This is a genomic window from Providencia sp. 2.29, from assembly GCF_015832305.1.
GTDB classification, from domain to species: domain Bacteria; phylum Pseudomonadota; class Gammaproteobacteria; order Enterobacterales; family Enterobacteriaceae; genus Providencia; species Providencia stuartii.
Genome location: NZ_CP065420.1, coordinates 898,966 through 924,835 on the forward strand (window position 1 = coordinate 898,966; position 25,870 = coordinate 924,835).

The 25,870-nt window shown below is 40.7% G+C and carries 24 protein-coding genes and 2 pseudogenes; 21 read left to right on the forward strand and 5 right to left on the reverse strand.

The genetic code is table 11. From position 1 onward, the window contains the following. Window positions 1–13: 13 nt before the first annotated feature. Window positions 14–1,216: a tyrosine-type recombinase/integrase gene (locus I3B46_RS03915; protein WP_004927208.1), complete on the reverse strand. Its 1,203-nt coding sequence runs from the start codon at window positions 1,214–1,216 to the stop codon at window positions 14–16. 1,566 nt (window positions 1,217–2,782) lie between these two features. Here I3B46_RS03915 and I3B46_RS03920 point away from each other — a divergent pair. The 12 genes and pseudogenes from I3B46_RS03920 to I3B46_RS03970 all read left to right on the forward strand — a co-directional run bounded on the left by I3B46_RS03920 (window position 2,783) and on the right by I3B46_RS03970 (window position 12,887). Next, window positions 2,783–3,178, forward strand: a complete 396-nt coding sequence (locus I3B46_RS03920; protein WP_061064704.1) for a helix-turn-helix domain-containing protein — start codon at window positions 2,783–2,785, stop codon at window positions 3,176–3,178. Between the two features lie 133 nt (window positions 3,179–3,311). Further along, complete coding sequence (locus tag I3B46_RS03925; RefSeq protein WP_004927218.1) at window positions 3,312–3,872, forward strand: fimbrial protein; 561 nt, start codon at window positions 3,312–3,314, stop codon at window positions 3,870–3,872. Between the two features lie 74 nt (window positions 3,873–3,946). Beyond that, a complete protein-coding gene (locus I3B46_RS03930; protein ID WP_004927221.1) occupies window positions 3,947–4,471 on the forward strand; it encodes a fimbrial protein in 525 nt (174 codons plus the stop codon). A 67-nt stretch (window positions 4,472–4,538) separates the two neighbouring features. Beyond that, entirely contained in the window at window positions 4,539–7,073 is a 2,535-nt protein-coding gene (locus I3B46_RS03935; protein WP_042117398.1) for an outer membrane usher protein, read from the forward strand. Window positions 7,074–7,151: 78 nt separating this feature from the next. After that, window positions 7,152–7,901, forward strand: a complete 750-nt coding sequence (locus I3B46_RS03940; protein WP_104872986.1) for a fimbria/pilus periplasmic chaperone — start codon at window positions 7,152–7,154, stop codon at window positions 7,899–7,901. After that, window positions 7,885–8,574 carry a fimbrial protein gene (locus tag I3B46_RS03945; protein ID WP_163761923.1) on the forward strand — a complete coding sequence of 230 codons (690 nt, stop codon included), beginning with the start codon at window positions 7,885–7,887 and terminating at the stop codon, window positions 8,572–8,574. The genes I3B46_RS03940 and I3B46_RS03945 overlap by 17 nt, the downstream gene beginning before the upstream one ends. Window positions 8,575–8,588: 14 nt before the next feature. After that, window positions 8,589–9,113, forward strand: a complete 525-nt coding sequence (locus I3B46_RS03950; RefSeq protein ID WP_231405893.1) for a fimbrial protein — start codon at window positions 8,589–8,591, stop codon at window positions 9,111–9,113. After that, a complete protein-coding gene (locus I3B46_RS03955) occupies window positions 9,110–9,631 on the forward strand; it encodes a fimbrial protein (protein WP_102780758.1) in 522 nt (173 codons plus the stop codon). The genes I3B46_RS03950 and I3B46_RS03955 overlap by 4 nt, the downstream gene beginning before the upstream one ends. Next, window positions 9,628–10,191, forward strand: a complete 564-nt coding sequence (locus I3B46_RS03960) for a fimbrial protein (RefSeq protein WP_102780757.1) — start codon at window positions 9,628–9,630, stop codon at window positions 10,189–10,191. The genes I3B46_RS03955 and I3B46_RS03960 overlap by 4 nt, the downstream gene beginning before the upstream one ends. Before the next feature lie 176 nt (window positions 10,192–10,367). Then, window positions 10,368–11,255, forward strand: coding sequence for a hypothetical protein (locus I3B46_RS22280; protein WP_104872984.1), 888 nt, complete (start codon window positions 10,368–10,370; stop codon window positions 11,253–11,255). A gap of 201 nt (window positions 11,256–11,456) precedes the next feature. Further along, window positions 11,457–11,839 (forward strand): annotated as a pseudogene (locus I3B46_RS21670) (transposase); the annotation flags it as partial. Window positions 11,840–12,203: 364 nt separating this feature from the next. Further along, window positions 12,204–12,887: a TenA family transcriptional regulator gene (locus I3B46_RS03970; protein WP_088499034.1), complete on the forward strand. Its 684-nt coding sequence runs from the start codon at window positions 12,204–12,206 to the stop codon at window positions 12,885–12,887. A 108-nt stretch (window positions 12,888–12,995) separates the two neighbouring features. Here the strand turns inward: I3B46_RS03970 and I3B46_RS21675 are convergent. Next, a pseudogene (locus I3B46_RS21675) lies at window positions 12,996–13,286 on the reverse strand (DUF6122 family protein). Window positions 13,287–13,948: 662 nt separating this feature from the next. Between I3B46_RS21675 and tkt the strand changes: the two are divergent. The 5 genes from tkt to I3B46_RS03995 all read left to right on the forward strand — a co-directional run bounded on the left by tkt (window position 13,949) and on the right by I3B46_RS03995 (window position 20,219). Then, window positions 13,949–15,943: a transketolase gene (tkt, locus tag I3B46_RS03975; protein WP_104872983.1), complete on the forward strand. Its 1,995-nt coding sequence runs from the start codon at window positions 13,949–13,951 to the stop codon at window positions 15,941–15,943. 308 nt (window positions 15,944–16,251) lie between these two features. Beyond that, a complete protein-coding gene (gene epd / locus I3B46_RS03980; RefSeq protein ID WP_004927255.1) occupies window positions 16,252–17,271 on the forward strand; it encodes an erythrose-4-phosphate dehydrogenase in 1,020 nt (339 codons plus the stop codon). 85 nt (window positions 17,272–17,356) lie between these two features. After that, on the forward strand, window positions 17,357–18,520 hold the full coding sequence (gene pgk, locus I3B46_RS03985) for a phosphoglycerate kinase (RefSeq protein ID WP_004927258.1): 1,164 nt from the start codon (window positions 17,357–17,359) through the stop codon (window positions 18,518–18,520). A 59-nt stretch (window positions 18,521–18,579) separates the two neighbouring features. After that, window positions 18,580–19,656, forward strand: a complete 1,077-nt coding sequence (fbaA, locus tag I3B46_RS03990) for a class II fructose-bisphosphate aldolase (RefSeq protein WP_004927260.1) — start codon at window positions 18,580–18,582, stop codon at window positions 19,654–19,656. A 158-nt stretch (window positions 19,657–19,814) separates the two neighbouring features. Beyond that, entirely contained in the window at window positions 19,815–20,219 is a 405-nt protein-coding gene (locus I3B46_RS03995) for a hypothetical protein (protein WP_004927262.1), read from the forward strand. Between the two features lie 48 nt (window positions 20,220–20,267). Here the strand turns inward: I3B46_RS03995 and I3B46_RS04000 are convergent, their stop codons facing one another. The 3 genes from I3B46_RS04000 to I3B46_RS04010 form a co-directional block, all read right to left on the reverse strand. Next, window positions 20,268–20,975, reverse strand: a complete 708-nt coding sequence (locus I3B46_RS04000) for a colicin Z family toxin (RefSeq protein WP_076914468.1) — start codon at window positions 20,973–20,975, stop codon at window positions 20,268–20,270. A 170-nt stretch (window positions 20,976–21,145) separates the two neighbouring features. After that, window positions 21,146–21,514 (reverse strand): nuclear transport factor 2 family protein, encoded by a 369-nt coding sequence (locus I3B46_RS04005; protein WP_223854846.1) that lies wholly within the window; start codon window positions 21,512–21,514, stop codon window positions 21,146–21,148. Between the two features lie 13 nt (window positions 21,515–21,527). Further along, window positions 21,528–22,379 carry a LysR substrate-binding domain-containing protein gene (locus I3B46_RS04010; protein WP_014656753.1) on the reverse strand — a complete coding sequence of 284 codons (852 nt, stop codon included), beginning with the start codon at window positions 22,377–22,379 and terminating at the stop codon, window positions 21,528–21,530. Between the two features lie 85 nt (window positions 22,380–22,464). Here I3B46_RS04010 and I3B46_RS04015 point away from each other — a divergent pair, with 85 nt between their 5' ends. The 4 genes from I3B46_RS04015 to I3B46_RS04030 all read left to right on the forward strand — a co-directional run bounded on the left by I3B46_RS04015 (window position 22,465) and on the right by I3B46_RS04030 (window position 25,798). Continuing rightward, window positions 22,465–23,151: an ankyrin repeat domain-containing protein gene (locus tag I3B46_RS04015; protein ID WP_163761924.1), complete on the forward strand. Its 687-nt coding sequence runs from the start codon at window positions 22,465–22,467 to the stop codon at window positions 23,149–23,151. Beyond that, complete coding sequence (locus I3B46_RS04020) at window positions 23,151–23,615, forward strand: nucleoside deaminase (protein ID WP_004927277.1); 465 nt, start codon at window positions 23,151–23,153, stop codon at window positions 23,613–23,615. The genes I3B46_RS04015 and I3B46_RS04020 overlap by 1 nt, the downstream gene beginning before the upstream one ends. Continuing rightward, window positions 23,615–24,835, forward strand: coding sequence for a cyanate transporter (locus tag I3B46_RS04025; protein WP_104872980.1), 1,221 nt, complete (start codon window positions 23,615–23,617; stop codon window positions 24,833–24,835). Before I3B46_RS04020 ends, I3B46_RS04025 begins: the two co-directional genes overlap by 1 nt. A gap of 93 nt (window positions 24,836–24,928) precedes the next feature. Further along, window positions 24,929–25,798, forward strand: coding sequence for a helix-turn-helix domain-containing protein (locus I3B46_RS04030; RefSeq protein WP_004927282.1), 870 nt, complete (start codon window positions 24,929–24,931; stop codon window positions 25,796–25,798). The last annotated feature ends 72 nt before the right edge of the window (window positions 25,799–25,870 follow it).

Genomic DNA, 25,870 nt, shown 5'->3' on the forward strand with positions numbered 1-25,870 from the left:
TAGCTTTCTCGATTTATTTTGATGGCGGTAAAAGATAATCTGCCCAAGCTTGCATCATGGGTCTTCGTTGCTCTAATAAATCAGTGCGGTGGTACGCCGCTTCTACTTTATTTTTAACGGTATGTGCAAGTGCCCGTTCAGCTAAATCCCGCGAATAGCCATGTTCTGAACACCAATCTCGAAAGGTAGAACGAAAACCATGTGCTGTTGCAACGCGACCATTGGTGTCACTAGGGGCTTTGGTTCGCCTAAGAAATGAGGTGACAACCATATCGGAGAGCACAATTTGTTTTCTAGGTGATGGAAAAACTAGTGTGTCATGTACGCCTTTTAGATTGTTCAATAGCGCTAAAGTTTGCTCAGATAATGGCACTCGGTGTTGCAACCCTGATTTCATACGTTCTGCGGGTATTGTCCATACCGCTCGTTTAAAATCAATTTCCTGCCATTGCATCGCTCTAGCCTCGCCAGAACGACAGGCTGTTAACATGATAAATAGCAGTATTGCTCGGGTAACATTGTAACGTTCGGGTTGGTATATATGTGTGCGAATATATAAAGGTAGCATTTTCCAAGGCATCGCAGGTTGATGCTCGGTACGTACATGAGCGCTGATTTGTTGCGGTAATAAATGGTTAACGACATCAGTAGGGTTGGCAGCGCAATAGCCATGAGCCCATCCCCACTGCATAACTGCGTGGATACGTTGTTTTATGCGGGATGCTGTTTCTGAGCGAGTTAGCCAGATAGGGCGTAATGCATCTGCAATATTGGCTGGAGTTATGATATCCAACTTTAATAAACCTATGGTAGGAAATACATATTGTTCCAGTGTAGTGATCCATTGTTTACCGTGTTTTTTATTTTTCCAACCAGGTAGTAACTCTGCATGGAGTTTACGGGCAGCCACCTCAAAAGTAGGGATTGAAGGTTCATCGGAGATTGATTTTTTGAGCTCAAGAGGATCAATGCCTTTAATAATTTGTTCTCGCATTGTTGATGCGATATTTGTAACTTCGGAAATAGATATTTCGGGAAAACTACCTAAACCCGCATTTCGGCGTTTTTGTGTTACAGGACTCATATAACGCAGTACCCACTTTCCTTTCCCTTTGATGGATGATGGATGCAGTGTGAGTCCCGTAATTCCACCGTGAGGTAATGGTTTATCGCCGGGTTGTATGTGTTTAGCTTTGGTATGGGTTAATAATGCCATAGTGAATAAATCCTAACTTTTGGGTATGCCATTGGGTATGCCATTAAGGCTAAGTATTGAATGGAGTCGATTATATGTGCTTGGACTGGGTATTTAAATAACTAATTGATAATAATGTATAAATTGGATTTATTTGGATTGTATTGGACAGGTTTATGGCAGACGTCCGTTCCGCCAGATATCGAAGCCCTGATTCTTAGAATCAGGGCTTTTTGCATTTATGCCTTTGTTCTCTCAAATACACAAAAGAAAAATCCCTCATAAATGTAATGATAGGGGATGCTCTTGATATCCCAATCTGTGTTCATGGCTATTGCAGCGAGTCAGTAATAAAGTTTATGAAATAGAGAACGAAGTCTTGAGTTAAGACTACTATTACACGTAAGCAATTTATAAATCTAAATAAACAGATGAAAGCTAACATGACATTAATGATCGTTATCGAGGTATGACGATGAGAAAATTAGTTAGATAACTTTAACTCCATCCTTTTGTGTGAATCATTTCGCTTCACTACCTTTTAGTATTTCCCATCCTGAATAAATGATATTGATTTAATCCTCTTTTAGTGGGCGATCAAAACACTATCGTTCAATTCATAATCTATAAATCACTTATTCATCTCTTGATGGCTTTTAATGTTACCTTTAAGTGTTTTTGAGAATAATAATGGTTTTCAATTTAAATTGGTTTTAAAAGTTAAATTTTGTTTTTATCCCTTTATGATACTCATTATAAGTATATTTAATTTTAAATAAAATAAACATAATAAGAGTATATTCATTTTTCTTGCATATTTATATTATGTAAATTAGTAGTCGTTTTCCAATATTATGAAATTAACTAAAAATTAACACATCTTATTTTTAGTTATGCTGATTATTATTTTAAAAGTGATTATGAAATCGTGGTTAGTATTATTACCTAAATCAAAAGATAACGTTAACTTTTGAAGGAGTCTTATCTGATATTTAAAGATTGGTTATTATTTAAAATAATGTGGACTGCTTTGTATCTATATGAAAAATATATATTTATTTTTCTGTTTGCTATTTTATAAGAGGTGTTTAATAAATTAATTAATTTATATTTTCATTAATGATTATGACTATTTATAAAATTTAAAATTCTCATCTTTATTTGCGTCATAATTAGTGTTTTTATGGTTGAAAAGTCCATTTTATATAGACTATCTTAAAATGATTCGCCCTAGAAGCCAGCAAAATAGCTAGGTTTTACGATATTCAAGTTACTCTTTAATGGTGTAAACAGGAGATCTCTGTGCTGCCAGATGGTAGGGGGGAAGTTTGATTTTACTCCAATGCTCAAGTAAATTAATAGGCATTGATTCAGTGACAATACATAATACAACATTATTTATACCTATAGACTTAAAGTTGCATAAAACATGTTGAAGATAGATTTTTTATTCAATTTTAAAATGGAATTTTAAATGGAATGGGTTTCTATGCATATCGATTTTTATTAGTTATCTTCGTTCGATATATTTATGTAAGTGACATTTAAATAGGTAAGTGTAATTAATTTAATGCATGGAGAAAAATAGTGAGAGTAGATGCGGTACAAATGCCGAAAAATAAACTCGATGATTCAAGAACTGTTTTTACCAAAGCTATCGGGAAAGAAATACATAAATTACGCAAAGAACGTTCGATGACAGGAAAAGATCTAGCTAAGCTAGTTAATGTTTCCCAACAACAAATATCACGTTATGAATGTGGAGTTTGTAATATAACAATAGATACATTGATTGTTATTTTAAATGCATTAAATGTTTCGTTAACAGATTTCTTTAATCAGGTCTTTTTACAGGTATTCGAAAAGGAAAAGAAAATCTGTGTGCAATATCATAATGTATTTAGCTCTACTGACCAATCGGAAGAATTGAAGAAACAGCTCGAAATATTTTCTCGATATGACCAAACTAACTTATGGGGTTAGTTATTTTATCATTTCTTTTTATTTAAAGGTTTTTAAATTATTTATCTCTAAATAATTAGGAATACGCACGTCTGAAGGATTGTCAATACATTCCTTTTTTCAAATACAATATATTTATATTGCAGAGGCAATCATGAAAAAAATTATTTTAGCAACCTTAATTTCTGGTGCAATGAGCGCATCCGCTTTTGCTGTGGATGCAGGAAAAGGCACAGTAACTTTCACGGGGTCTATCATTGAAGCACCATGCTCAATCGCTCCAGGAGATGAAAGTCAAACTATTGATTTAGGACAGGTTTCTAATGTTACCCTACAGAAAGGTGGTATGTCCGCAGCTCAGCCTTTTGAGATCCATCTCGAAGGTTGCACGTTGAACGCAGAATATAAAGATAAAGATGGCGTTACCCAAAAATATAACAATATGGTTGAAGTGAAATTTGAAGGTACAGAGTGGGTAAACAATGGTAGCAATACTGGATTAATTCAAATTACAGGTGATGCGTCTGGTGCAGGTATTGTATTGATGAATAAATCAGGTGCAAAAATCAATATCAATGATTCAACCGTTGAGCGTGCTTATACCTCAGGTAATAACATTTTGAGTTTTCAAGCTGCGCTACAAGGTATGTCAGATGCGACTGTTGTTCCGGGTAGTTTCCAAGCTGTGACCAACTTTACATTGGCCTATAACTAATCGTTATTGTCAATGAAGTATTCCCCTAAGTCACTTCGTGATTAGGGGAAATATAAAAGAGGGGGAACTCGGTTATGAAAGCTATTTTAGTCATGTTACTTGTTAGTCAATTTGCCACTTTACCGAGTGTACAAGCACAAGCTTCCACACTATGGGGAAGTGTCAACATGAATGGCAGTATTGTCGATTCTGCATGTGCTATTGATACCGGTTCTTATGAACAGGTTGTCGACATGGGAATATTACCCGTTGGAACAATACGCCAACAAGGACAAGGTCCTGTTCACCCTTTCTCTATTACGCTAATTGGTTGCACTTTAGTGCCATATACCGGTTCTCCTTGGCAAGCTTTTACGGTGACTTTTGACGGTCCTGCTTCTGGTAATTGGTTTACGGTGTCGGGAGATGCGCGTGGCGTTGCTCTGTTATTACAAGATGCAGATGGGAAGCCTATTTATCCAGGGAAGTCCACAGAGAAACAAACTATCGCACCGGGAAATACTGTACTGAATTATGGGTTAAGGCTAGTTGCCGATAAAGAGCCTTTACGTCCGGGGCAATATCAAAGCGCACTGCGTTTTAAGCTGGATTATTACTAATAATAAAAAGTCATTTTTTCTTTTTAGCTTACGTTTTTCCTGAACCTGATTTTTAGGGATGTTATTTATGTCTTCTTCACGACCTGTATTTTTTCGCCTTAGTTGCTTAGGCCTAGCCATTGTTTTTTCATTCTATGGTCTATCAACGCCATTGTGGGCAACTGAGACAATTGAATTCAATACGGATGTGCTAGATCTAGAAGATAAAAATAACATCGATCTAGAGCAGTTCTCTCGTGCGGGTTACATCATGCCGGGGACCTATTCTTTAACATTAAAGGTAAATGGCGAGCAGTTTTCAGAAGTGTCAGTGCCTTTTTATCCCCCTGAAGATGATCCACAAGGTAGCACAGCTTGTATATCGCCAGAGGTAGCGGATCAATTTGGATTGACTTCATCGGCAAAAAAAGAGTTGGCATGGTGGCATGACGGACAGTGTCTGACAGCAAGTAGTTTACCAGGGATGCAAATCCATGGTGATTTAGCTACCTCGTCATTATACGTGAGTATCCCACAAGCTTATCTCGAATTCACTGCGCCTAACTGGGATCCACCATCGCGTTGGGATGAGGGAATTGCTGCGTTGATGCTGGACTATAACATTAATGGTAATGCCAATAATTCATATAACGGTGGTCACGATAGTTATGCGTTAAATGGAAATGGTATTGTAGGGGTGAACTTAGGGGCTTGGCGCTTTCGCGCTGATTGGCAAGGTCGTTTAAATCATGCTACTGGTTCTGGTGATTCGGTTAATAAAGACTTTGACTGGAATCGGTTTTATGCCTATCGCGCATTGCCGTCACTCGCTGCTAAATTGGTATTAGGGGAGGATTACCTCGTTTCTAATATCTTTGATTCATTTCGTTTTATTGGCGCCAGTGTGCGTTCTGAATTGAATATGCTCCCGCCAAATTTGCGTGGTTATGCACCAGAAGTGACAGGTATCGCAAAAACAAATGCGACGGTAATAGTTAGCCAGCAAGGGCGAGTGTTGTACGAAACACAAGTCGCTCCAGGGCCGTTTCGTATTCAGGATTTGAGTGATGCTGTTAGTGGCAAACTCGATATCACAGTTAAAGAACAAGATGGTACAACTCAAGACTTTCAAATAGATACAGCTAGCTTGCCTTATTTAACGCGTCCGGGGCAAATGCAATACAAATTAGCATTAGGCCAGCCAACTAATTATCAGCGTCACAGTGAAGGGGATTCTTTTGTCACGGGTGAATTTTCGTGGGGAGTCAACAACGGCTGGTCACTATTTGGCGGTAGCCTGAATAGTAAAAATTACAATGCCGTATCGCTGGGTATTGGGCGTGATTTATTGGCATTTGGAGCTTTATCTTTCGATGTTACTCAATCTTTTGCTCGATTACCAAATATGGGGAATTTAAGCGGAGGTTCTTACCGTATTAATTACTCTAAACGTTTTGAGGCGATTGATAGCACTATTCAATTTGCAGGTTATCGCTTTTCCGAGCGTGACTTTATGTCGATGTCTGATTTCTTAAATGCACTGAAAACCGGTGAGCGTTATGGAGGGAGTAAAGAGTTATATACGATATCGCTGAATAAAAATTTCGGCGAGTTAGGAATGTCGTTATACCTCAACTATAACCACCAAACTTATTGGGATCAGCCGGATAATGATTATTACAGCATTATGCTGTCGAAATATATGGATATTGGTTCACTCAAAAATATCAGTGTTAACTTATCGGCAAACCGCAGTGTTTATAACGGTGTCAAGGATGACAGTATATATCTATCGACCTCATTCCCCTTAAGTAACGGCGCCAACGTAGGGTATTCGCTGAATAGTAGTCGCTACGATACGACAAATCGGGCGACCTATTACGACCGAATCAATGATCGAACGACATACCAGTTGAGTGCCGGGAGTAGCAAAAAAGGAGGAACGGGAAGTGCATTTATCACCCATCAAGCTGATATCGCACGTTTAACGGCTAATGTGAGTTATATGCATAACCAATATAGTGCATTTGGTCTATCAATGAGCGGTGGAATGACTTTTACCCCAGAGGGAGGCGGACTTCATCGTGTTAATACATTAGGAGGAACGCGAATGTTAGTCGATACCGATGGTGTTTCGGATGTACCGATCAAAGGGATAGGTGCACCGATCACCTCGAATATGTTTGGTAAAGCCATTGTTGGTGATGTGAGTAGTTACTACCGTAGTAAGGCTCAAATTGATTTAAATGCATTACCAGACAATGTAGAAGCACAGCAGTCGGTAGTACAAGCTACGCTCACAGAAGGCGCTGTAGGTTATCGTCATTTTGCTGTGGTATCAGGACAAAAAGCGATGACTGTACTGCGATTGCCTGATGGTAGCCACCCGCCATTCGGCGCTCAAATACAAAACAGTAAAGCGCAAAATACAGGAATTGTGGGTGATTCTGGAAGTGCTTATATCAGTGGTATTAACCCTCAGAGTGTGATGACTGTGACTTGGGGAGAAGATAAGGCTTGTCAGATCACCTTTCCTATTCAGTTAGGTTCTTTACAGGAAGCATTACTATTGCCGTGTATTCCGACAACGTTACCAGCATCAACAGTGATAGCGAAAAGATAGTTTTATTCAGCACAAGAATAGCCTAATTCACGAAAAGCATGGCTCAAGAGAGAACACAGAAATAAAAGGTAAATAACTATGCAATTAACGATTTCTTATCGTACAACCATGGGGTTAATTGGTTTGGCATTATTTAGCAGCACAGCTTATTCCGCGGTATCGATGGATAGGACTCGGGTTATTTTTGATGGTGGACAAAAGTCAATCTCACTCAATATTTCAAATAACAACAAACAGTTACCATATTTAGCGCAAGGGTGGATTGAAAATGCGGAAGGGCAGAAGATCCAATCGCCATTGGTTGTATTACCGCCCGTACAGCGTATAGAGCCAGGTAAATCAAGCCAAGTAAAAATTGAAGCATTACCTGCTATTAATTCGTTACCTCAAGATCGTGAGTCTTTATTTTATTTTAATTTACGAGAAATACCGCCAAAAAGCGATAAACCAAACACATTACAAATTGCTCTGCAAACACGAGTGAAGCTGTTTTATCGACCTAAAGCGATAATACCTGAAAAAAACGGTGCGCCATGGCAAGACAAATTAACCTTAGATAAACAAGGTGAACGTTATATCGTGAAAAATCCAACCCCGTATTACGTCACGATTATTAATGCGACGACTAATGGCAAAGCATCGGATGGCAAAGATTTTACACCTGTCATGGTGCCACCGTTTGGGCAGGATGATTTAGGCATCAGCGCTAATCAATTAGGAAATAATCCCGTACTGACTTACATCAATGATTATGGTGGACGCCCTAATTTGACCTTCCGCTGTCAGGCGTCGAGCTGTCAGGTTGTTCCAAATGGTAAAAGCGAATAATTCGAGTAAGCACCCGACTGACGGTGCCCATATTGAAGGAGTACGCATGACAGACTTACAAAGAAAAAACGTTTTCCGATACGGCTTACTTCTAGCGATGTTTAGCAGCACCGTCAGTTTATCAGGCATGGCGGCTGATAATAATGGCAATCTCTATCGGCCAGTAGATAACTGGAATATCGATGGACAGCATGGTGTGTTGTACGTGTCAGGTTCATTAACGGAAAGCCCATGTCGGCTAGCGATGACATCTAGTTACCAATCAGTCGAGATGGGGAATTTGGATACCAGTACCTTGCAGCATAATGGTAGAGGAGCACCCGTACCGTTTCAGATTGAGTTAGAGGACTGTTTAGAGACTGAGACTCGTTTAGATAATGTACAAACGGGAATGACAGCATGGAGCTCCAGTCAGCCAGCAGTCAAAATTCGTTTTTTAGCAGATAGTGTGCCATCAATGCCGGATGTCGCTCGCGTCAATGGGGTAAGAGGATTGGGGCTGGCTATCACGACGCCAAATGGTTCACTGCTACCTTTGGGGTTCGAAAGTGAGCCACAGTTATTGCCTTCAGGGCAAAGTCAGTTGACCTATTACGTGACGCCGGTGAGAACGGGGCAGCTTGTGCCGGGAGCGTATTCGGCGCTGATTGCATTTGAAATGTTGTACGAGTAGGAGTGGTCATCACTATGACAATGAGACGATGTCGACTGCCGAAAGTGCTGGCAACGAGTCTGTTGATGAGCAGCTTGATGCTGTGTTCAGCGGCGACCCTTGCAGAAACCTATACCTTAACCGTGAAGGTCACAGTGGTTGAGAAGACCTGTGATATCTACGGGCCTGACGGGATTGGACAGCCCATCAATGTGGCGATGGGCGACCTGATCATAAAAAACATCGATGGCGTTAGCTACGGGAAAACTGACATTCCGTATACTCTAAGTTGCGACGATGCAGCAAGTAATCCAGCCTTAAAACTGAAATTTGATGGCCCCCGCATGAGTGGCCAAGCGGCGAATGTGTTGTCCACCTCGGACAAGAACTTAGGATTACGCCTTATGGCGGGTAACAGTAATCTGAATTTAGGTGTCTGGCGTCATTTTAATTATAGCACTCAGCCAACCCTCAGTGTGATACCGATTGGCAGTGGGACTGGGGGGATTAATGACGGTCAGATGACTGCATCCGCGACGTTGAGTGTGGAGTATCAATGATGAGGTTAAAAACAATATTAAGGTTAAGTGTCTTTGTATCAGCGAGTTTTATATTACAGATGGCACATGCTGTTGATGTCAATTTCACGGCGAATTTAATTCAAAACCCACCGTGTGATGTGTCAGGGCCTGAAGGTGTGAATCAACCCATTAAAGTCCCATTCGGTGAAGTTGGTATTACTAAAATTAATGGGGTTAATTATCAAAAAGACTTTACGTTAACGCTAAGTTGCGGTGCAGGGTTAGGGGAGTCGGTCGCTTTATATCTAGAGTACCGTGGTATGGCAGCGCCTTTTGACGACAAGGCATTACAAGCCAGTGTACCAGGGCTTGGGATCCGTTTGTATCACGAGGGGCAGGTTATTCCACCGAATACGGGAACCCCAATAAAAATGTCGAGTAATGGCAGCGCAGCTTTACCGTTATATGCGGTACCTGTCAAAGATACGGATCCTTCAGTAACCTTGTTTGAAGGGGGATTTACTGCAACGGCTAGCGTGGAGATGAATTATCCATGAATAGACTCAATGGTAAGGTAACACGCTGGATATCAATAAGTGCATGTTTATTATTTTGTAGTTGTTTGTCATTAACTACTCAGGCGATGAACAGTAATGATATCCAGTACAGCGGGACATTGATTGCATTGCCATGCACAGTCGATCCTACCTATGAAAATTTTGGGGTTGATTTTGGCGGCAATATTAATTCAAAGGATTTGCTGAATGGACAACGTCGTTATAGCAAGGAAGACATCCAATTTCATTTGACGGATTGTGATACTTCTTTGGGAAATAGTATTTCAGTGAAATTTAGTGGTGTTTCGACGACCGACAATGGATTACTGAATGTAGATGCTGGAAGTCAGGCTAGTGGGATTGCGATAGGTCTTGAAACCCCGAGTGGGGTAGCGTTACCCATTAATAACACTCAGGTAGAGCCTTTAATACCGATAAAAAAAGGGGATATGACTATTCGGTTGCGAGCATATGTGCAGGCGGTGGAAGGCGCAACGGTAGAGAGCATTCAACCGGGTTTTTTTACAGCAACTCTGACGTATGGCTTGATATATGAATAATGAATACATTTTAGTGCAAACTGAAAAATCAACCGCAGGAGCCAGTAGTTCCATGAGCAAAGCTGGATATCGTCAGACTTAGTGCTGAATGTCATTTGTTTTAACGATGAGGCAGAGGATTTCGGGCGTATTATCAGCTCTTTCTTATTGCCTTGGTGTATATAGACGAGAATAATATGAAATTATTACTAACCTTACTTCTATTAGTCCCATTACTTGCATTCGGTTCTAATTTTAACCTAGAAATCGAGGATCGATTTGGCAGTGGTAATTGGCTTGCTCCTAAAACAATCACTTGGCTCTCGCTTGACAGTATTCTTAATCCACAAAACATTGGACATAGGCCAACGTGTGGTTATAGTAGTTTTGGTCCCCCTCTTTGTAGTATGTGTACATTCGTTAGTCGTATTTGGTATCCAAGCATTAACGGAAAGTGGACGACGTTATGGTCAGATAGTATTCAATTACCGTTATCCTGTCACCATTATTCTAGTGATGACATCATCAGTGAGATTGTTTTTCAGACTGTTAAGAGTGGCCACAAGTATGGGGGCGAAGGCGTGTATGAACTAGCGCCGAATACTGTTGTATGTGCGCAACTGTACGGGCTCAGTACTACTGTACCTCCAATGATTCCCTATGATATGGAGAATTATGGAACTCCACTTCAAGCAATGTGTAAATATGTTAACTATGATATCGTACCACCTGTCTGCACAACTTCAATACCAAATATTAACCATGGTGTTATTAGCCGTGAACTCGTGGCAGGACACGTCGCTACTGGACAGGGCAGCATTAACTGTAATAAAAGTGCAAATGTGAGTATTTATGTTATGTACAATGATCCTATATCGAAAACTGATGTAATCAAGTCCCCCTCAGGATCTCAACTCTCTCATACTCTTACTATATCCTTGGACGGAAAAGATTATGTAAGTGTTATAGAGTCCACTATTGAGGGTGGGAATACCCCCATTTACATCTCTGATTCATTAGGAACAGAAGCGGCGGTTGCAGGTGAATATCTCGGCAGCACGATCATCGTATTTGATTATAGGTAATAGCGACAGCTCCTCTTATTATTGTTTACATGGGAGGAGCAATAACTGTTAATCGATATCGTAATTATGTTATTCATATTTTGGGAAGTGATGATGTACCAAGAAGAAGTCCCTTTATAATAGTAGTTTTTAGTGGCATAGTTAATTTGGTCATTGAATAGAGGTGCTATTATACACTGCATAACTTAATAGGTGACATGTATGACAAAGCAAATTAGATGTAATTTCAGTATGGAATTTAAACTTGAAATCGCTCAATGAGTTCTCGACCAGAATTATGCCATGATTGAAGCAGTTAGTGCCATGGACATGGTGAAATCAACCATTGGATAATGGGTTCGGCAACTCAAAAATGAGCGTAAAGGTATTTCGCCAAAAGCATCGACAATGACACTAGAACAAGTTGAAACTCGTGCACTAAAAAAGAAAATTGCTCACCTCGAAAAGCATAACGAGCTCTTAAAGAAGGCTACTTTTCTGGTGATGTCAGACTCCCTGAACAACTTGCGATAATTAAAAAACTGAGCCAAAGCTATCGTATTCAAATATTATGTGGTGTGTTTAGGATTAAACTCTTTCCATATCACAATCCAATGAATCGGTAAAAATCCCCCCTATCGTCATTATTCTTAGCGTCCATAAAAGCGACAAAATATCATCATGTACTTTTAATTAAAACAAAGCGATGAAAATATAATTTATATATTGGTAATTAGAATGGTTATTTTACTTTGTTAATGATGTGAATTATTTAAATTTGTATATTTTATGATGCTATTTTTATCGGTAATTTAATGAGCTAATAAATTATTAATGATTAATATAATTAAATATAAGTCAATGTAACTGAAATATGCCATGGTTATTTTAAAGGAAATGATTAATTTACTTTTATCTTGTTTGATAAAAAACGTATTCTTCCCTGAAAATAAACTTGGAGGTTGATGTATGTCATTGAATATAGAATTAAAAAACCAATTGGAATCATCTATACTTGATTTAAATCTGCCTGAAAATCCCTATTTTAAATCTCTGACTTCTGGTGAAATGACTCATGAACAATTTTTAAATAGCCAATTAGAATTTGCACCGATGGTTTATTTTTTCAGTAGGCCAATGGCACAAATTATTGCCAATATATCCGACCCCATTTCACGAATTGCCTTGGTGGGTAATCTTTGGGAAGAACATGGTCAAGGTATCAAGGAAAATGTACATGGAAATACAATCTTAACTTTGATCGAACGTTTAGGCGGTGATATATCCAGTATTGACTTACAGAACCCCCCTCCGAATGCTCGGATCTTTAATGAAGCATTACGTGGAGTTTCTGCTTTTTGTGATTTTCGTTTTGCTGCTTCTATGTATGCAGGTATTGAGAGAACGTTTGTTGATGTATCGTGCATGATATTTGAAGCTATAACTAAAGAGGGTTGGCTGCCAGAAGATAAGATCACCCATTATGGTTTACATCGAGAACTGGATATTGAGCACTCAGAAGATTTTTTGAAAGTAGTCAATCAATATTGGGATGAACCAAAATATCAATTTATGATTAAAGAAGGTATCAAATTTGGCTGCCAATTATTTGCTAATGCATATGTTGGTTTTTATCGGAGCATGGGCAAGTAGCTCCAAGGATATTTATTGTTTTTAGTGATATAAATAAAATGTAGAATTTGGCTATTTATGACTATTGATATTTATTATCATAAATAGCCGATTTTGGTTTGTATATGGCTAACCACTAATATAGTGGGGGCTGTGCATATGATATTTCTCAATGAGAACGATATAGGTGGTATTTTGTTTTAAATTTGCCATATAACAATCCAGTGAGTCGGTAAAAAGATGGAATAAATACCCCACCGCAATTGCTTTTAATTTCCATGATGGTAGTAAAAATATCATCACATACGCGATAGCCGCCCAACCAGTGTGTAACGAATGGAAACCAATACTCTATTGATTAGGCTCAAAAATCGGATAGGCCAGTAAATGATCTAAATCGACTGTCATGGTTGTTATCATCAATAATTCTGCTAGTTTTCAGCTAGTTTCGCCAAAATAGATAGCCAAATAAGATTGTCACTAAAAAATGAAAGCCGTAGTGCACAATATTGCGAAAAATTCCAAATGCCACAATTAAACCTCTAATGCATTATTTTTATTTATTAGCAGATATCTCTTCTTCATTCCTATCTGCATTGGATTATTCAGCACTTTTGAGCTAAATATACTCATTTTTTGGCGGCTAGCGTGCTCCTGTTGTATCGAGATTATAACCAAGTCGTATAACGAATAGGGATTTTTTGTTTCGATGTGTAGAGCCATGCTTATCTCTTATCTAATCCACCAATTTTTCATAGCAAAATTTGCTAATAATCACTATTGTTATCCCTAAATGCATAAGAATGACAAATCACCTTGATCCCTGATGGTAAACTCAGGTTTAATAAGGGTAATGATTTGCGCAAAAAAATCATCTTTAAGTGATATTTTGCGCAATGGAAAGGATTCAGCTCTGAAATAGTTTAATTTATTGACGATTCGCGGGCACGAATGTAGCGAATAATTGCTGTGTGGAGCAAATTGCGTTAGTTTCATAGCTTGTCTGTGAAAAAGAGCAACAATTCCATATTGCGTTGTGAAAATTGGTTTAAGTACGTTTTTATCCGACCTGGAGTATACTAATGACGACTCGTAAAACCCTTGCTAATGCTATCCGCTTTCTAAGTATGGATGCGGTTCAAAAAGCAAAATCAGGGCACCCTGGTGCGCCTATGGGCATGGCTGATATTGCTGAAGTGCTGTGGCGTGACTATATGAATCATAACCCAGCAGATCCACACTGGGCTAACCGTGACCGCTTTGTGCTGTCAAATGGCCATGGTTCAATGTTGATCTATAGCTTGCTGCATCTGACGGGTTATGACTTATCTATGGATGAGTTAAAAAACTTCCGCCAGCTCCACTCTAAGACCCCTGGCCACCCTGAATATGGTTATACTCCAGGTGTTGAAACCACAACCGGTCCATTAGGGCAAGGTATCGCAAACGCAGTTGGTTTTGCTATTGCAGAGCGTACATTAGCTGCTCAATTTAACCGTCCAGGCCATGACATCGTCGACCACCACACCTATGTGTTTATGGGCGATGGTTGTATGATGGAAGGGATCTCCCACGAAGCCTGTTCTTTGGCTGGTACGCTGAAGCTAAACAAACTGATCGCGTTTTACGATGATAACGGTATCTCTATCGATGGTCATGTACAAGGTTGGTTTACAGACGATACGGCAGGGCGTTTTGAATCTTACGGCTGGCATGTTATTCGTGATATCGACGGTCATGATGCTGACCAAATTCATGCTGCTATTACTGAAGCACAGCGCGAAACAGACAAGCCAACACTGATTATGTGCAAAACCGTGATCGGCTTTGGTTCACCCAATAAAGCAGGCACTGAATCAGTCCATGGTGCACCATTAGGTGATGCTGAAATTGCGGCGACTCGTAAAGCTCTGGATTGGCAATATGGCCCATTCGAGATCCCACAAGAAATCTATAAAGCTTGGGATGCGCGTGATGCAGGTAAAGAAAAACAACATGCTTGGAATGAAAAATTTGCCGCTTATGCAAAAGCATTCCCTGAATTAGCTGAAGAATTTAAACGTCGTATGGCGGGTGAGCTACCGGCGAATTTCGATGCAGAAGCGAAAAAATTTATTGAACATCTGCAAGCAAACCCTGCGAATATCGCAAGCCGTAAAGCATCACAAAATGCATTAGAAGCCTTCGGTAAAGTCTTACCTGAGTTCTTAGGTGGCTCTGCTGACCTAGCACCAAGTAACTTAACAATGTGGTCAGGCTCTAAACCACTAAACGAAGACAAAGCGGGTAACTATATCCACTACGGTGTCCGTGAATTTGGTATGTCAGCAATCATGAACGGTATCGCTCTGCATGGCGGTTTTGTTCCTTATGGTGCAACATTCCTAATGTTCGTTGAATATGCGCGTAACGCGGTGCGTATGGCTGCACTGATGAAAGTACGTAGTATCTTTGTTTACACTCACGACTCTATCGGTCTGGGTGAAGATGGCCCAACTCACCAACCTGTTGAGCAATTAGCTAGCCTGCGCGTGACGCCAAACATGAATACATGGCGTCCATGTGACCAAGTTGAATCAGCGGTGGCATGGAAATACGCTATTGAACGTAAAGACGGCCCAAGTGCGCTTATTTTCTCCCGTCAAAATCTGGAGCAACAACCTCGTACAGCGAAACAATTAGCTGAAATCGAGAAAGGGGCTTATATCCTGAAAGATAGCGAAGGTCAGCCTGAGCTTATCTTTATTGCGACAGGTTCAGAAGTTGAGTTGGCGGTGAAAGCTGCGGATCAACTATCTAGCGAAGGTCATAAAGTGCGTGTTGTTTCAATGCCTTCAACTGAAGTATTTGATAAGCAAGATGCGGCATACCGTGAAGCTGTTCTACCTTCAAGCGTCACTAAGCGTGTTGCGATTGAAGCGGGCATTGCAGATTACTGGTTTAAGTATACAGGCTTGAATGGTGCTATCGTTGGTATGCACTCATTTGGTGAGTCTGCACCTGCCGAAGAGCTATTTAAAGAGTTCGGTATTACTGTTGAAAATGCGGTAAAAGCAGCGAAATCATTGCTGAAATAATTGCGGTTACGGCCTAGAGATAGGCAGTAATCACGAGTGAAAATACGCCTCTGTATCAATTTTGGTGCAGGGGCGTTGTTTTTTTGTGCATTTCATTGGGTTTGACTATTGCGTTCTGTGAATATATCCCTTAATCTAATTCTTAATTAGCTGAACCGTTTCAGTCTTTGCTGTGATTGAGATAAAAAATTTCAAAAATGTCGAGTGAAGCACACTTTTGATGTTTGACAGTTAAAATCAGCAGTAGAGTTTGTGTGAGTCAGTTATCCTTATCAGCCGTGTGATTTTGTTGAAATTCAAGGTGTAGGATGCCAATAAAAGTGGCGATTAACGGCTTTGGCCGGATCGGGCGGAGTGTACTAAGGGCGTTATACGAGTCAGGGCGACGTGCTGAAATAGTCGTTGTCGCGGTCAATGAGCTAGCAACTCCAGAAGGGATTGCTCATTTGCTCAAGTACGACTCTAGCCATGGGCGCTTTGCTTGGGATGTCCGTCTTAATGGTGCGTTGTTACAGGTTGGCGACGATAACATTCGTCTTTTCCATCAGCCTGATATCGGCGCCTTACCTTGGAAAGAGCTAGGGGTTGATGTCGTACTTGATTGCTCTGGGGTGTTTGGTTCCCGTGCAGATGGCTTAGCACACCTTGAAGCAGGCGCGAAGAAAGTACTGTTCTCTCACCCTGGTACGGATGATTTGGATGCGACAGTTGTTTATGGTGTTAATCATGATAACTTAACGATTGAAGATAAAATTGTTTCAAACGCATCTTGTACCACAAATTGCATTATCCCGATTATTAAATTACTTGATGATGCTTTTGGGATTGAATCGGGTACGGTGACAACGATCCATGCATCAATGAATGATCAGCCGGTGATCGATGCGTATCATCATGATTTAAGAAGAACGCGAGCAGCTAGCCAATCTATTATTCCTGTTGATACAAAGTTGGCAGCAGGAATTACGCGGATTTTTCCTAAATTCCAAGACCATTTTGAGGCGATATCAGTACGTGTGCCGACAACCAATGTGACAGCTATCGATTTGAGTGTTACCGTGCACAGTGATGTTAGTGTGGCTACAGTAAACGAACTGTTGCGAAGCGCCGCACATGGTCATTTTCGTGGTATAGTAGACTATACTGAATTACCGTTAGTCTCGATGGATTTCAATCATGATCCACACAGTGCGATTGTTGATGGGACGCAAACGCGAGTTAGCGGCAAGCATTTAATTAAAACCCTTGTTTGGTGTGATAACGAGTGGGGGTTTGCTAACCGGATGCTAGATACAACATTAGCGATGGCAGCAACAGGTTTCAACTAATTAACGGCTGACAGACGGTAGGGTAAACTGATACCCAAACAGCCATTAATGAAAACTTTATAGAGAATCAACAAGAGGATTCACCATGTCTGTAATTAAGATGACCGATTTGGACCTAGCGGGTAAACGCGTTTTCATCCGCTCTGACCTAAACGTTCCTGTAAAAGATGGCAAAGTTACTTCTGACGCACGTATCCGTGCTTCATTACCAACAATCGAAACTGCTCTCAAGCAAGGTGCTAAAGTCATGGTCACATCTCACCTCGGTCGTCCGACTGAAGGCGAGTACAATGAAGAATTTTCACTGCAGCCTGTTGTTGACTATCTAGCCGACAAAATCGATTATCCTGTTCGTCTTGTAAAAGACTACCTTGGTGGTGTGGATATCGCAGAGGGTGAACTTGTCGTTTTGGAAAACGTACGCTTTAACAAAGGCGAGAAAAAAGACGACGAAACGCTGTCAAAACAGTACGCTGCATTATGTGATGTTTACGTTATGGATGCTTTCGGCACTGCTCACCGCGCTCAAGCATCAACGCATGGCGTGGCGAAGTTCTCTCCGATTGCATGTGCAGGACCTCTGTTAAGTGCTGAACTTGAAGCATTAGGTAAAGCATTAGATAACCCTGCTCGCCCAATGGTCGCTATCGTAGGTGGCTCAAAAGTATCAACAAAACTAACGGTATTAGATTCTCTATCTAAAATTGCCGATCAATTAATCGTTGGTGGTGGTATTGCAAATACCTTTATCGCGGCAGAAGGCAACAACGTTGGTCGCTCTTTATATGAAGCGGACCTGATCCCTGAAGCGAAAAAATTACTGGCAAACTGCCATATCCCAGTTCCGACTGATGTTCGTGTGGCGACAGAGTTCTCTGAAACTGCCGAAGCGACACTGAAATCCAGTTCAAAAATTAAAGATGACGAGCAGATTTTGGACTTAGGTGATGAGTCTGCTGAGCGTCTGGCTGAAATTTTGAAAAATGCCAAAACCATTCTGTGGAATGGCCCTGTTGGTGTCTTTGAATTCCCTAACTTCCGTAAAGGAACAGAAATCGTTGCTCGTGCTATCGCCGATAGTGAAGCTTTCTCTATCGCGGGTGGTGGTGACACATTAGCGGCTATCGATCTGTTTGGTATCGCGGATAAAATTTCATACATCTCAACTGGCGGCGGTGCTTTCCTTGAGTTTGTTGAAGGTAAAAAGCTGCCAGCGGTTGTGATGCTGGAAGAACGTGCTAAAGCGTAATTAATTTGTCATGAACAACAGGCTGCCGATGCAGCCTGTTTAACACAGGACCTTTTCAAATGTCTAAAATTTTTGATTTTGTAAAACCGGGTGTTCTCACAGGTGATGATGTACAAAAAGTTTTCGCAGTTGCCAAAGAAAATAACTTTGCATTGCCAGCGGTGAACTGTGTCGGTACAGACTCAATTAATGCCGTACTTGAAGCGGCAGCGAAAGTACGTGCTCCAGTTATTGTTCAGTTTTCTAACGGCGGTGCTGCTTTTATCGCAGGTAAAGGCTTAAAAGCGGAAGGCCAACAAGCGGCTATTTTAGGTTCCATTTCAGGTGCTCAACACGTCCATCAAATGGCTGAGCATTATGGTGTTCCTGTGATCCTGCATACTGACCACTGTGCACGTAAATTGCTGCCATGGATTGATGGTTTGCTAGACGCAGGTGAAAAACACTATGCGAAAACCGGTAAGCCTCTGTTCTCTTCACACATGATTGACTTGTCTGAAGAAACTCTGGAAGAAAATATCGAGATCTGTGCTAAGTATCTGGCTCGTATGGCGAAAATCGATATGACGCTGGAAATCGAACTGGGTTGTACTGGTGGTGAAGAAGACGGAGTTGATAACACCGGTATGGATAGCTCTGCGCTGTACACTCAACCAGAAGACGTTGCTTACGCGTATGAGAAACTGAGCGCAATCAGCCCTCGTTTCACTATCGCTGCTTCTTTCGGTAACGTTCACGGTGTTTATAAGCCAGGTAACGTACAGTTAACACCAAAAATTCTACGTAATTCACAGGACTATGTTTCTGAGAAATTTAACCTGCCTCACAACAGCCTAGACTTTGTTTTCCACGGTGGTTCTGGTTCAAGCGCTGCTGAAATCAAAGAAGCTGTTAGCTACGGTGTTATCAAAATGAACATCGATACAGATACTCAGTGGGCAACTTGGGAAGGTATCCTGAACTACTACAAAAAGAACGAAGGTTATCTGCAAGGTCAGTTGGGTAACCCAGAAGGTGATGACAAGCCTAACAAAAAATACTATGACCCACGCGTATGGCTGCGTAAAGGTCAAGAATCCATGGTTGTTCGTTTAGAGCAAGCGTTCAAAGAACTGAACTGCGTTGACGTTCTATAATTGTGCTTAGGCTTGGTTAACCAAGCTAATCGCTAAATCAATCCCTCAGTAGGGTTATCTTACAGGGGGATTTTTGTATTTTTGAGCACTGAAACTAAATGTATAACAAGCTAAGATGGAAGTTATTATTTTTTATTTGTTATAAAGGAGATATTTGAGTGAGTCGATGGATCCAGAATTTTTTAATCGCTATTGTTGGTGTCTTATCAATAGGTTGTTCAGTGGCAGGTAACAACGATAGGCTCGTCTATAAATTTGAAAATGATGAGTTTATTTTAGAAAAAGAGTGTGTTTCTGTACTTCAATTGGGACATTCACAGTTAAAAAATGACTATGTTTTGAATATTGAGATCAATAGAACACCTAAATGTTCGGAAAGATTTAATTCTCTTCTGAGTAAAAATATTGGTAAAAAGGTATCTCTTTACTTCGGTGTAAATAAAATTTCTCAAACGTATATCGCAGGGGAAATACAATCTGAAAATGGATATAGACAGGCATTTTCGGATAAAAAAGTAATAAATAATATTTTAGAAAGTTATGGACGAAATGCTAAAAACTAAAAGAAATCACGTTGTACTTCTTTTAGTTTTATATAGTTAAATAATGAATTATTTAGGGAAGCTTATACTGACCGTGATAGGTACTGAATGTGATTTTATGCGTATACTTGCAGTTCCACCACCAGTAGCTTCAATAAGATAAGCTCCTGGTCCCACTGTATTAACCGTTTTCATTCCACTAGATATTGGATATTTAATCTCCACATCAAATGATGACTCTAAGTTTGATGAATTATTAAAATTAACTGTATACGAATGGGGAGTATTGGTAATTTCATTTGGCATACTTGTGAGGAGATCTTTCCACGCACTCCATATCCCTGGCATTGCAATAATACCTGTTGACTGTATAGGCCCTGAATAACCACATGGACCTTGTCTTTCCCTTGCGACTCTGGCTCTATCTAAACTCGCCATAATAATGCTTTTTTTCATATTCCTGAATTGCGCAAATCTTTGACTGTAAATTCTTAAAGCACCCGTCTTATCACCACTATTGATCGCTTTAATTAATTCTTGAAAATTTTTCTCTTTAAGGTACGGACAATTCTTTTCACCACAAACAAGACAAATATTGTTCTTTAATGCATCCTTGACTTCAGGCTGCAAGCTTGCTGGGATGAAGTCATGATTAACTTGTACATCATTGAACTCCCATGCTTTTGAATGTGGATCCCAGTGTGTATCAGGTATATGAGGTATACCACTATTACAATTATAGGGGTCGTAGTTAGGCCGAATAGGGTGTCTTTTCATTTTAATTTCCTTTTATTTATTCCATTAACTATTTAAATTTATTAGATATTATTTTCAATAAACAAATAAAATAGTAGCCATGAAATTGCATAGAGTAAATAAACGAAATTTGTTTATATGTCATAGGAAAGTGTAATCGTAATGACGTTTACGATGCAGCAAAAAAGCATTTATAACGAGCTTGGTGTTCCTTGGTGGAAACGGAGCTGCCATTGGTTGTGATGATTTTTGCTCCAAATCGATGAACGTAGTGTTTGTTTAATACGTATCTCATTATCAAGTTGAAAACTTAAATAGGTGATGAGCACTGTATTCGCATCTATCTGTGCACATTGGAAATTTTCGGAGTGAATTTCCAATAAATTATTAGCTTGGGTGAGGGCTAAAAGTGTCTCTGTTTTATCGGCGCTCACACCAGAGCGGCAAAATTCTAAAAACGCTGGGTGCAGAATATTTTCAAGAAATTCTAAATTATCTCTATTTGAATAATGATGTAGCTTTTTTTCTAGCGTGATTAGGTGATCAAAGAGTTTCTGCATATCATGTTCTTTATCAAAGTTGTTCAAGCTGTCTTGCCAACCGTTCTGCTAACACCTTAATCGAGTCGGAACTATCGTGGACATGCATCGCTATTTCCATCTCTTCGGCGGCGGGGAAACCTTCTTGCTCCGTCAGGATCCGATGTTGTGGTAACTTAGCGCGTAACGGCAGTAAGCTGATCCCAAGCCCATCAGCAATGGCACTTTGAATACCTGCAAGGCTTGAACAGGTGTAAGTTATATGCCAAGGGCGCTGTTCAATATCCAGTAAGCGGAACATATCGTTACGATACAAGCCATTTTCAGGGAAAACAATCAAAGGCAAAGAATCGGCATTTAAATACTCATTATTGGCGCTCGTTAGCCAACATAGCGGCTCCGGCCAGCGATAATCACTCTTAAATTCCCCCTTGCGCTGCTTAACGATAATCAAATCAAGCGCTCCTTGCTGGTAGTGTTGATATAACTGGCGACTAAGACCACTTGTGACCTCTAAACGAATATTGGGGTGTTCATGCATAAAAGCGGCGAGAGTCGGGGTTACTTGCCCTGAAGCAAAATCTTCCGGAAAACCTAAGCGCAGCGTTTGGATCACCGCATTTCCCGTGATTTTCATAAAAAACATATCGTTGAGCGCGATGATCTTCTTTGCATAACTGAAAAGTACTTCGCCGGTTTCCGTCAGTGTGAGCATACGATGACCACGGATAAATAAAGGCTGTCCAACCAAAGCCTCTAAGCGTTGGATTTGCTGGCTTAGCGTGGATTGAGTTGAGTTTAAATGTTGTGAAGCGACGGTGAAATTACCGGTTTCTGCCACAGTAATAAAGGTCTTAAGTAGAATAAAATTCAGCAATGTATTCATTTTATAGATACCTGACATTTAAATATTTAATTTTTAAATAGCATATATTTTCAGTAGATTAAATAGACGACAAAGGAGGAGCACAATGAAAAAATGGTGTTTAACGACCAAGTGGTTAGCTTATATGTTAGGTATTCTTAGTATGTCACTGATATTAATGGCAAAATCATTTGCACAAGTAGACTCATCGTCGTTGGTGACTCTTGCTGAAAAAGGGGATCTTTCTGGGGTGACTCAAGCCCTTAAGCAAGGTGCAAATATTGAACAGCGTGATTTACGTTTACGTACTCCTTTAATGGCAGCGACACATGCCAATCAAATCGAAGTGGCTCGCTTTCTAATCGAGCAGGGGGCTAACGTCAATGCCCGTGATGCAATCCAAGATTCACCTTATCTGTATGCGGGGGCCAGAGGGCTACAAGAAATTCTAGAGATGACACTAGAAAATGGTGCAGATCTAGCAAGTACTAACCGCTATGGGGGAACCGCATTGATCCCCGCTGCTGAACGCGGTCACGTGAAAACTGTGCAAACCCTAATTGATGCCGGTGTTAATGTTAACCATGTAAATAGACTTGGTTGGACGGCATTAATAGAAGCTATCATACTCGGTGATGGCAGAGAAAAATATGCCACGATTGTGACGCAACTTATCAAAGGTGGTGCTGATGTTAATTTAGCAGATGCGTCAGGCAATTCTCCATTGACGTTGGCAAAGCAGAAAGGATATAGCAACTTGGTTGAAATCCTTGAACGTTCAGGAGCGAAATAATGCAAGATAAACAATTTTTACAACAAGCTATTTCACTGGCTAAAGAGAATGTCAAAGCAGGTGGACGGCCATTTGGCGCCGTGATTGTGCGTGATGGCGCAGTGGTTGCAACAGGTGTTAATCAGATGCTTGAGCTGAACGATCCAACGGCTCACGCAGAGCTAATGGCGTTACGTCAAGCAGGCGAAACCTTAAAACGCACTCGGTTAGAAGATTGTGTGGTATATGCGAGTGGTCAGCCATGCCCAATGTGTTTAGCTGCGATGCGTATGGCGGGGATTTCGCGGATTGTTTATGCGTATTCAAATCAAGATGCAGAGCCATTTGGTTTATCGACAGAGGCTATCGCCCAATCACTGAGAGTCGAGCCACAGCAACAACATGGGCTGACTTTTATTCAATTAAAACCCGAAAATGAGGCTCAATCCGCGCTTTATACTTTCTGGCGGGAACAACAACATTAATGGCTGGGCATAAAACCGCTTCATTAGGTTTGGTTATGACCATCGTATTAGTCGGGATCAATTTACGGCCCTTTATCACGGGGCCTGGTCCACTGATCGAGGGGATTATCCAAACTACGGGGATGACTTACCAAAGCATTTCATTACTGACGCTGTTACCGATGCTATTAATGGGGGTTGGCGCTTTAATTGTTCCTGCCTTGAACCAAAGGCTAGGTGAGCGAGTTGGGCTTAGCCTTGCGATGTTATTGTTGCTTATCGGCTCTTTATCGCGTCTATTTGTGACTAATGGAGAGCAGCTCTTAATCACCGCTTTTATTTGTGGTGTGGGAGCTGCGCATATTCAAGCGGTATTTCCGGGACTAATTAAATTACGTTTCCCACAAAAAATGGCCGCGATGACGGGGCTATACTCCGCGATGTTAATGGCGGGTGGGGCGATGGGTGCACAGTTGGCCCCGATACTTGCCAATATTTCTTGTAACGAGATGGCACAATCATGTACAACAGCCTCAGGACATTGGCAAATTGCTTTAGCATGGATGGCATTACCCGCTTTATTTGCACTAATCGCCGTTGTCGTTAATATCGATTCATCAGCCACGCATCAAAACCATGGGCGAGGATCGGTTTTTGTCTTTTTAGCGAAGCCGAGGGCTTGGCTACTCATGGTTGGTTTTGGCCTTGTTAATGCAGGATATGGAACGGTAGTCACATGGTTAGCGCCATTTTTTATTGAGCAAGGTATGAGCAGTGCTGATAGTGGTTCACTGGTTGCCTTACTGAGCGTGTTTCAAGCCCTCTCTGCTTTGTTAATTCCCATTCTTGCTTCTCACAATATTGACCGTCGATTTTGGCTGATTGTGACATTATGTAGCCAAATGATCGGGTTTACAGGGTTAGTGTTTTTCCCTCAGTTATTCGCTTTTTTGTGGGTTTGTTTAATCGGTATTGGGTTAGGTGGGTGTTTTGCATTGAGTATTATTGCTTCTCTTGATCATCTTCCGCACCCTGAGAGTGCGGGGGCATTAACCTCTTTGATGCAAGCTGGCGGGTTTATTATCGCGGCCTTTGGGCCTCTATTTGCTGCTTGGTTACATGAGGTAAGCCAAAGTTTTGCTTTGGTTTGGATAGCGCATATTTTGATGATCTTGATAACCTTGTTGTTATTTTTACGTCTTAATCCAAAGCATTACGCCAGATTATTCAATCTAAAATAATTGGCATTGCACAATTTGCAAATGATAATGATTGTTATTTTCTTATTTATTTGACAAGATAGTCAGTACATCGCCTTTGTTTCGAAAAAAATCATGCAGCAACGTTCTGAAGATAAACTTAATCAAGCGCATTCTAACCGCGAAGATTATACTGTTGGGCCTTTTGTGCGCATCAGTCGCGGTGAGTTTGTGATCCCACATGATCTGGGGATTAATGAAGAACAACAGGCAGGCCTGAAGTTAGTGGCCATACATCAAGGCGCAATGGGTTGTCGTAGCAGCTCTGGACATAATGTCGAGGTTAATTCACCCTCATTGATACTCTCTGGCAGCCAGAAAAATTACCAGCTATGCAACCTGTTTCGCGCCTGCCAACCGATGAAATATACGATGATCGATATTTCACCTGAATGGTTGGAACAACATCAATTAAAGTTACCTGAAAGCTGCTATCATCCTAGTAAAGCTCAATTATTACATTTTTCAATTCCTGCAAGTGTGCTAGCAATGACACAGCAGCTATTTGCCTGTCCTACTCATCCATCATTACATCAGCTCTACTTATGCGCTAAAGTAACTGAAATTACAGCGTTATGCTTAGATCACTTTTTACATGAGCCATCGCAAATAGCGCCTAAATTGCGTCAACGTGATATTGATAATTTGCAGATAGCGAAATCTATCTTAATGCAGGAGTTAGAATCCCCGCCTAGCTTGGATGAATTAGCGAAGCGTGTTGGTATGAATACTCGTAAGTTAACGCAAGGGTTTCGCCAACTGTTTGGTAATAGTATTTACGGTTGGTTGCAAGAGTATCGATTGGAAACGGCTTATCAGCTATTGAGCGTCCATGATGCGAATATTTCTACCGTAGCTTATCAGGTTGGCTATACTCCCGCTCACTTCTCCGTCGCTTTTCGTAAGCGCTTTGGCATCTCACCAAATCAACTCAAAAAACGTTAGTTATTGCCGGATAGCGATAGACAAAATCCGGCATTCGAAAGTATCCCACCCCATTAATTGCTAAATTGATAA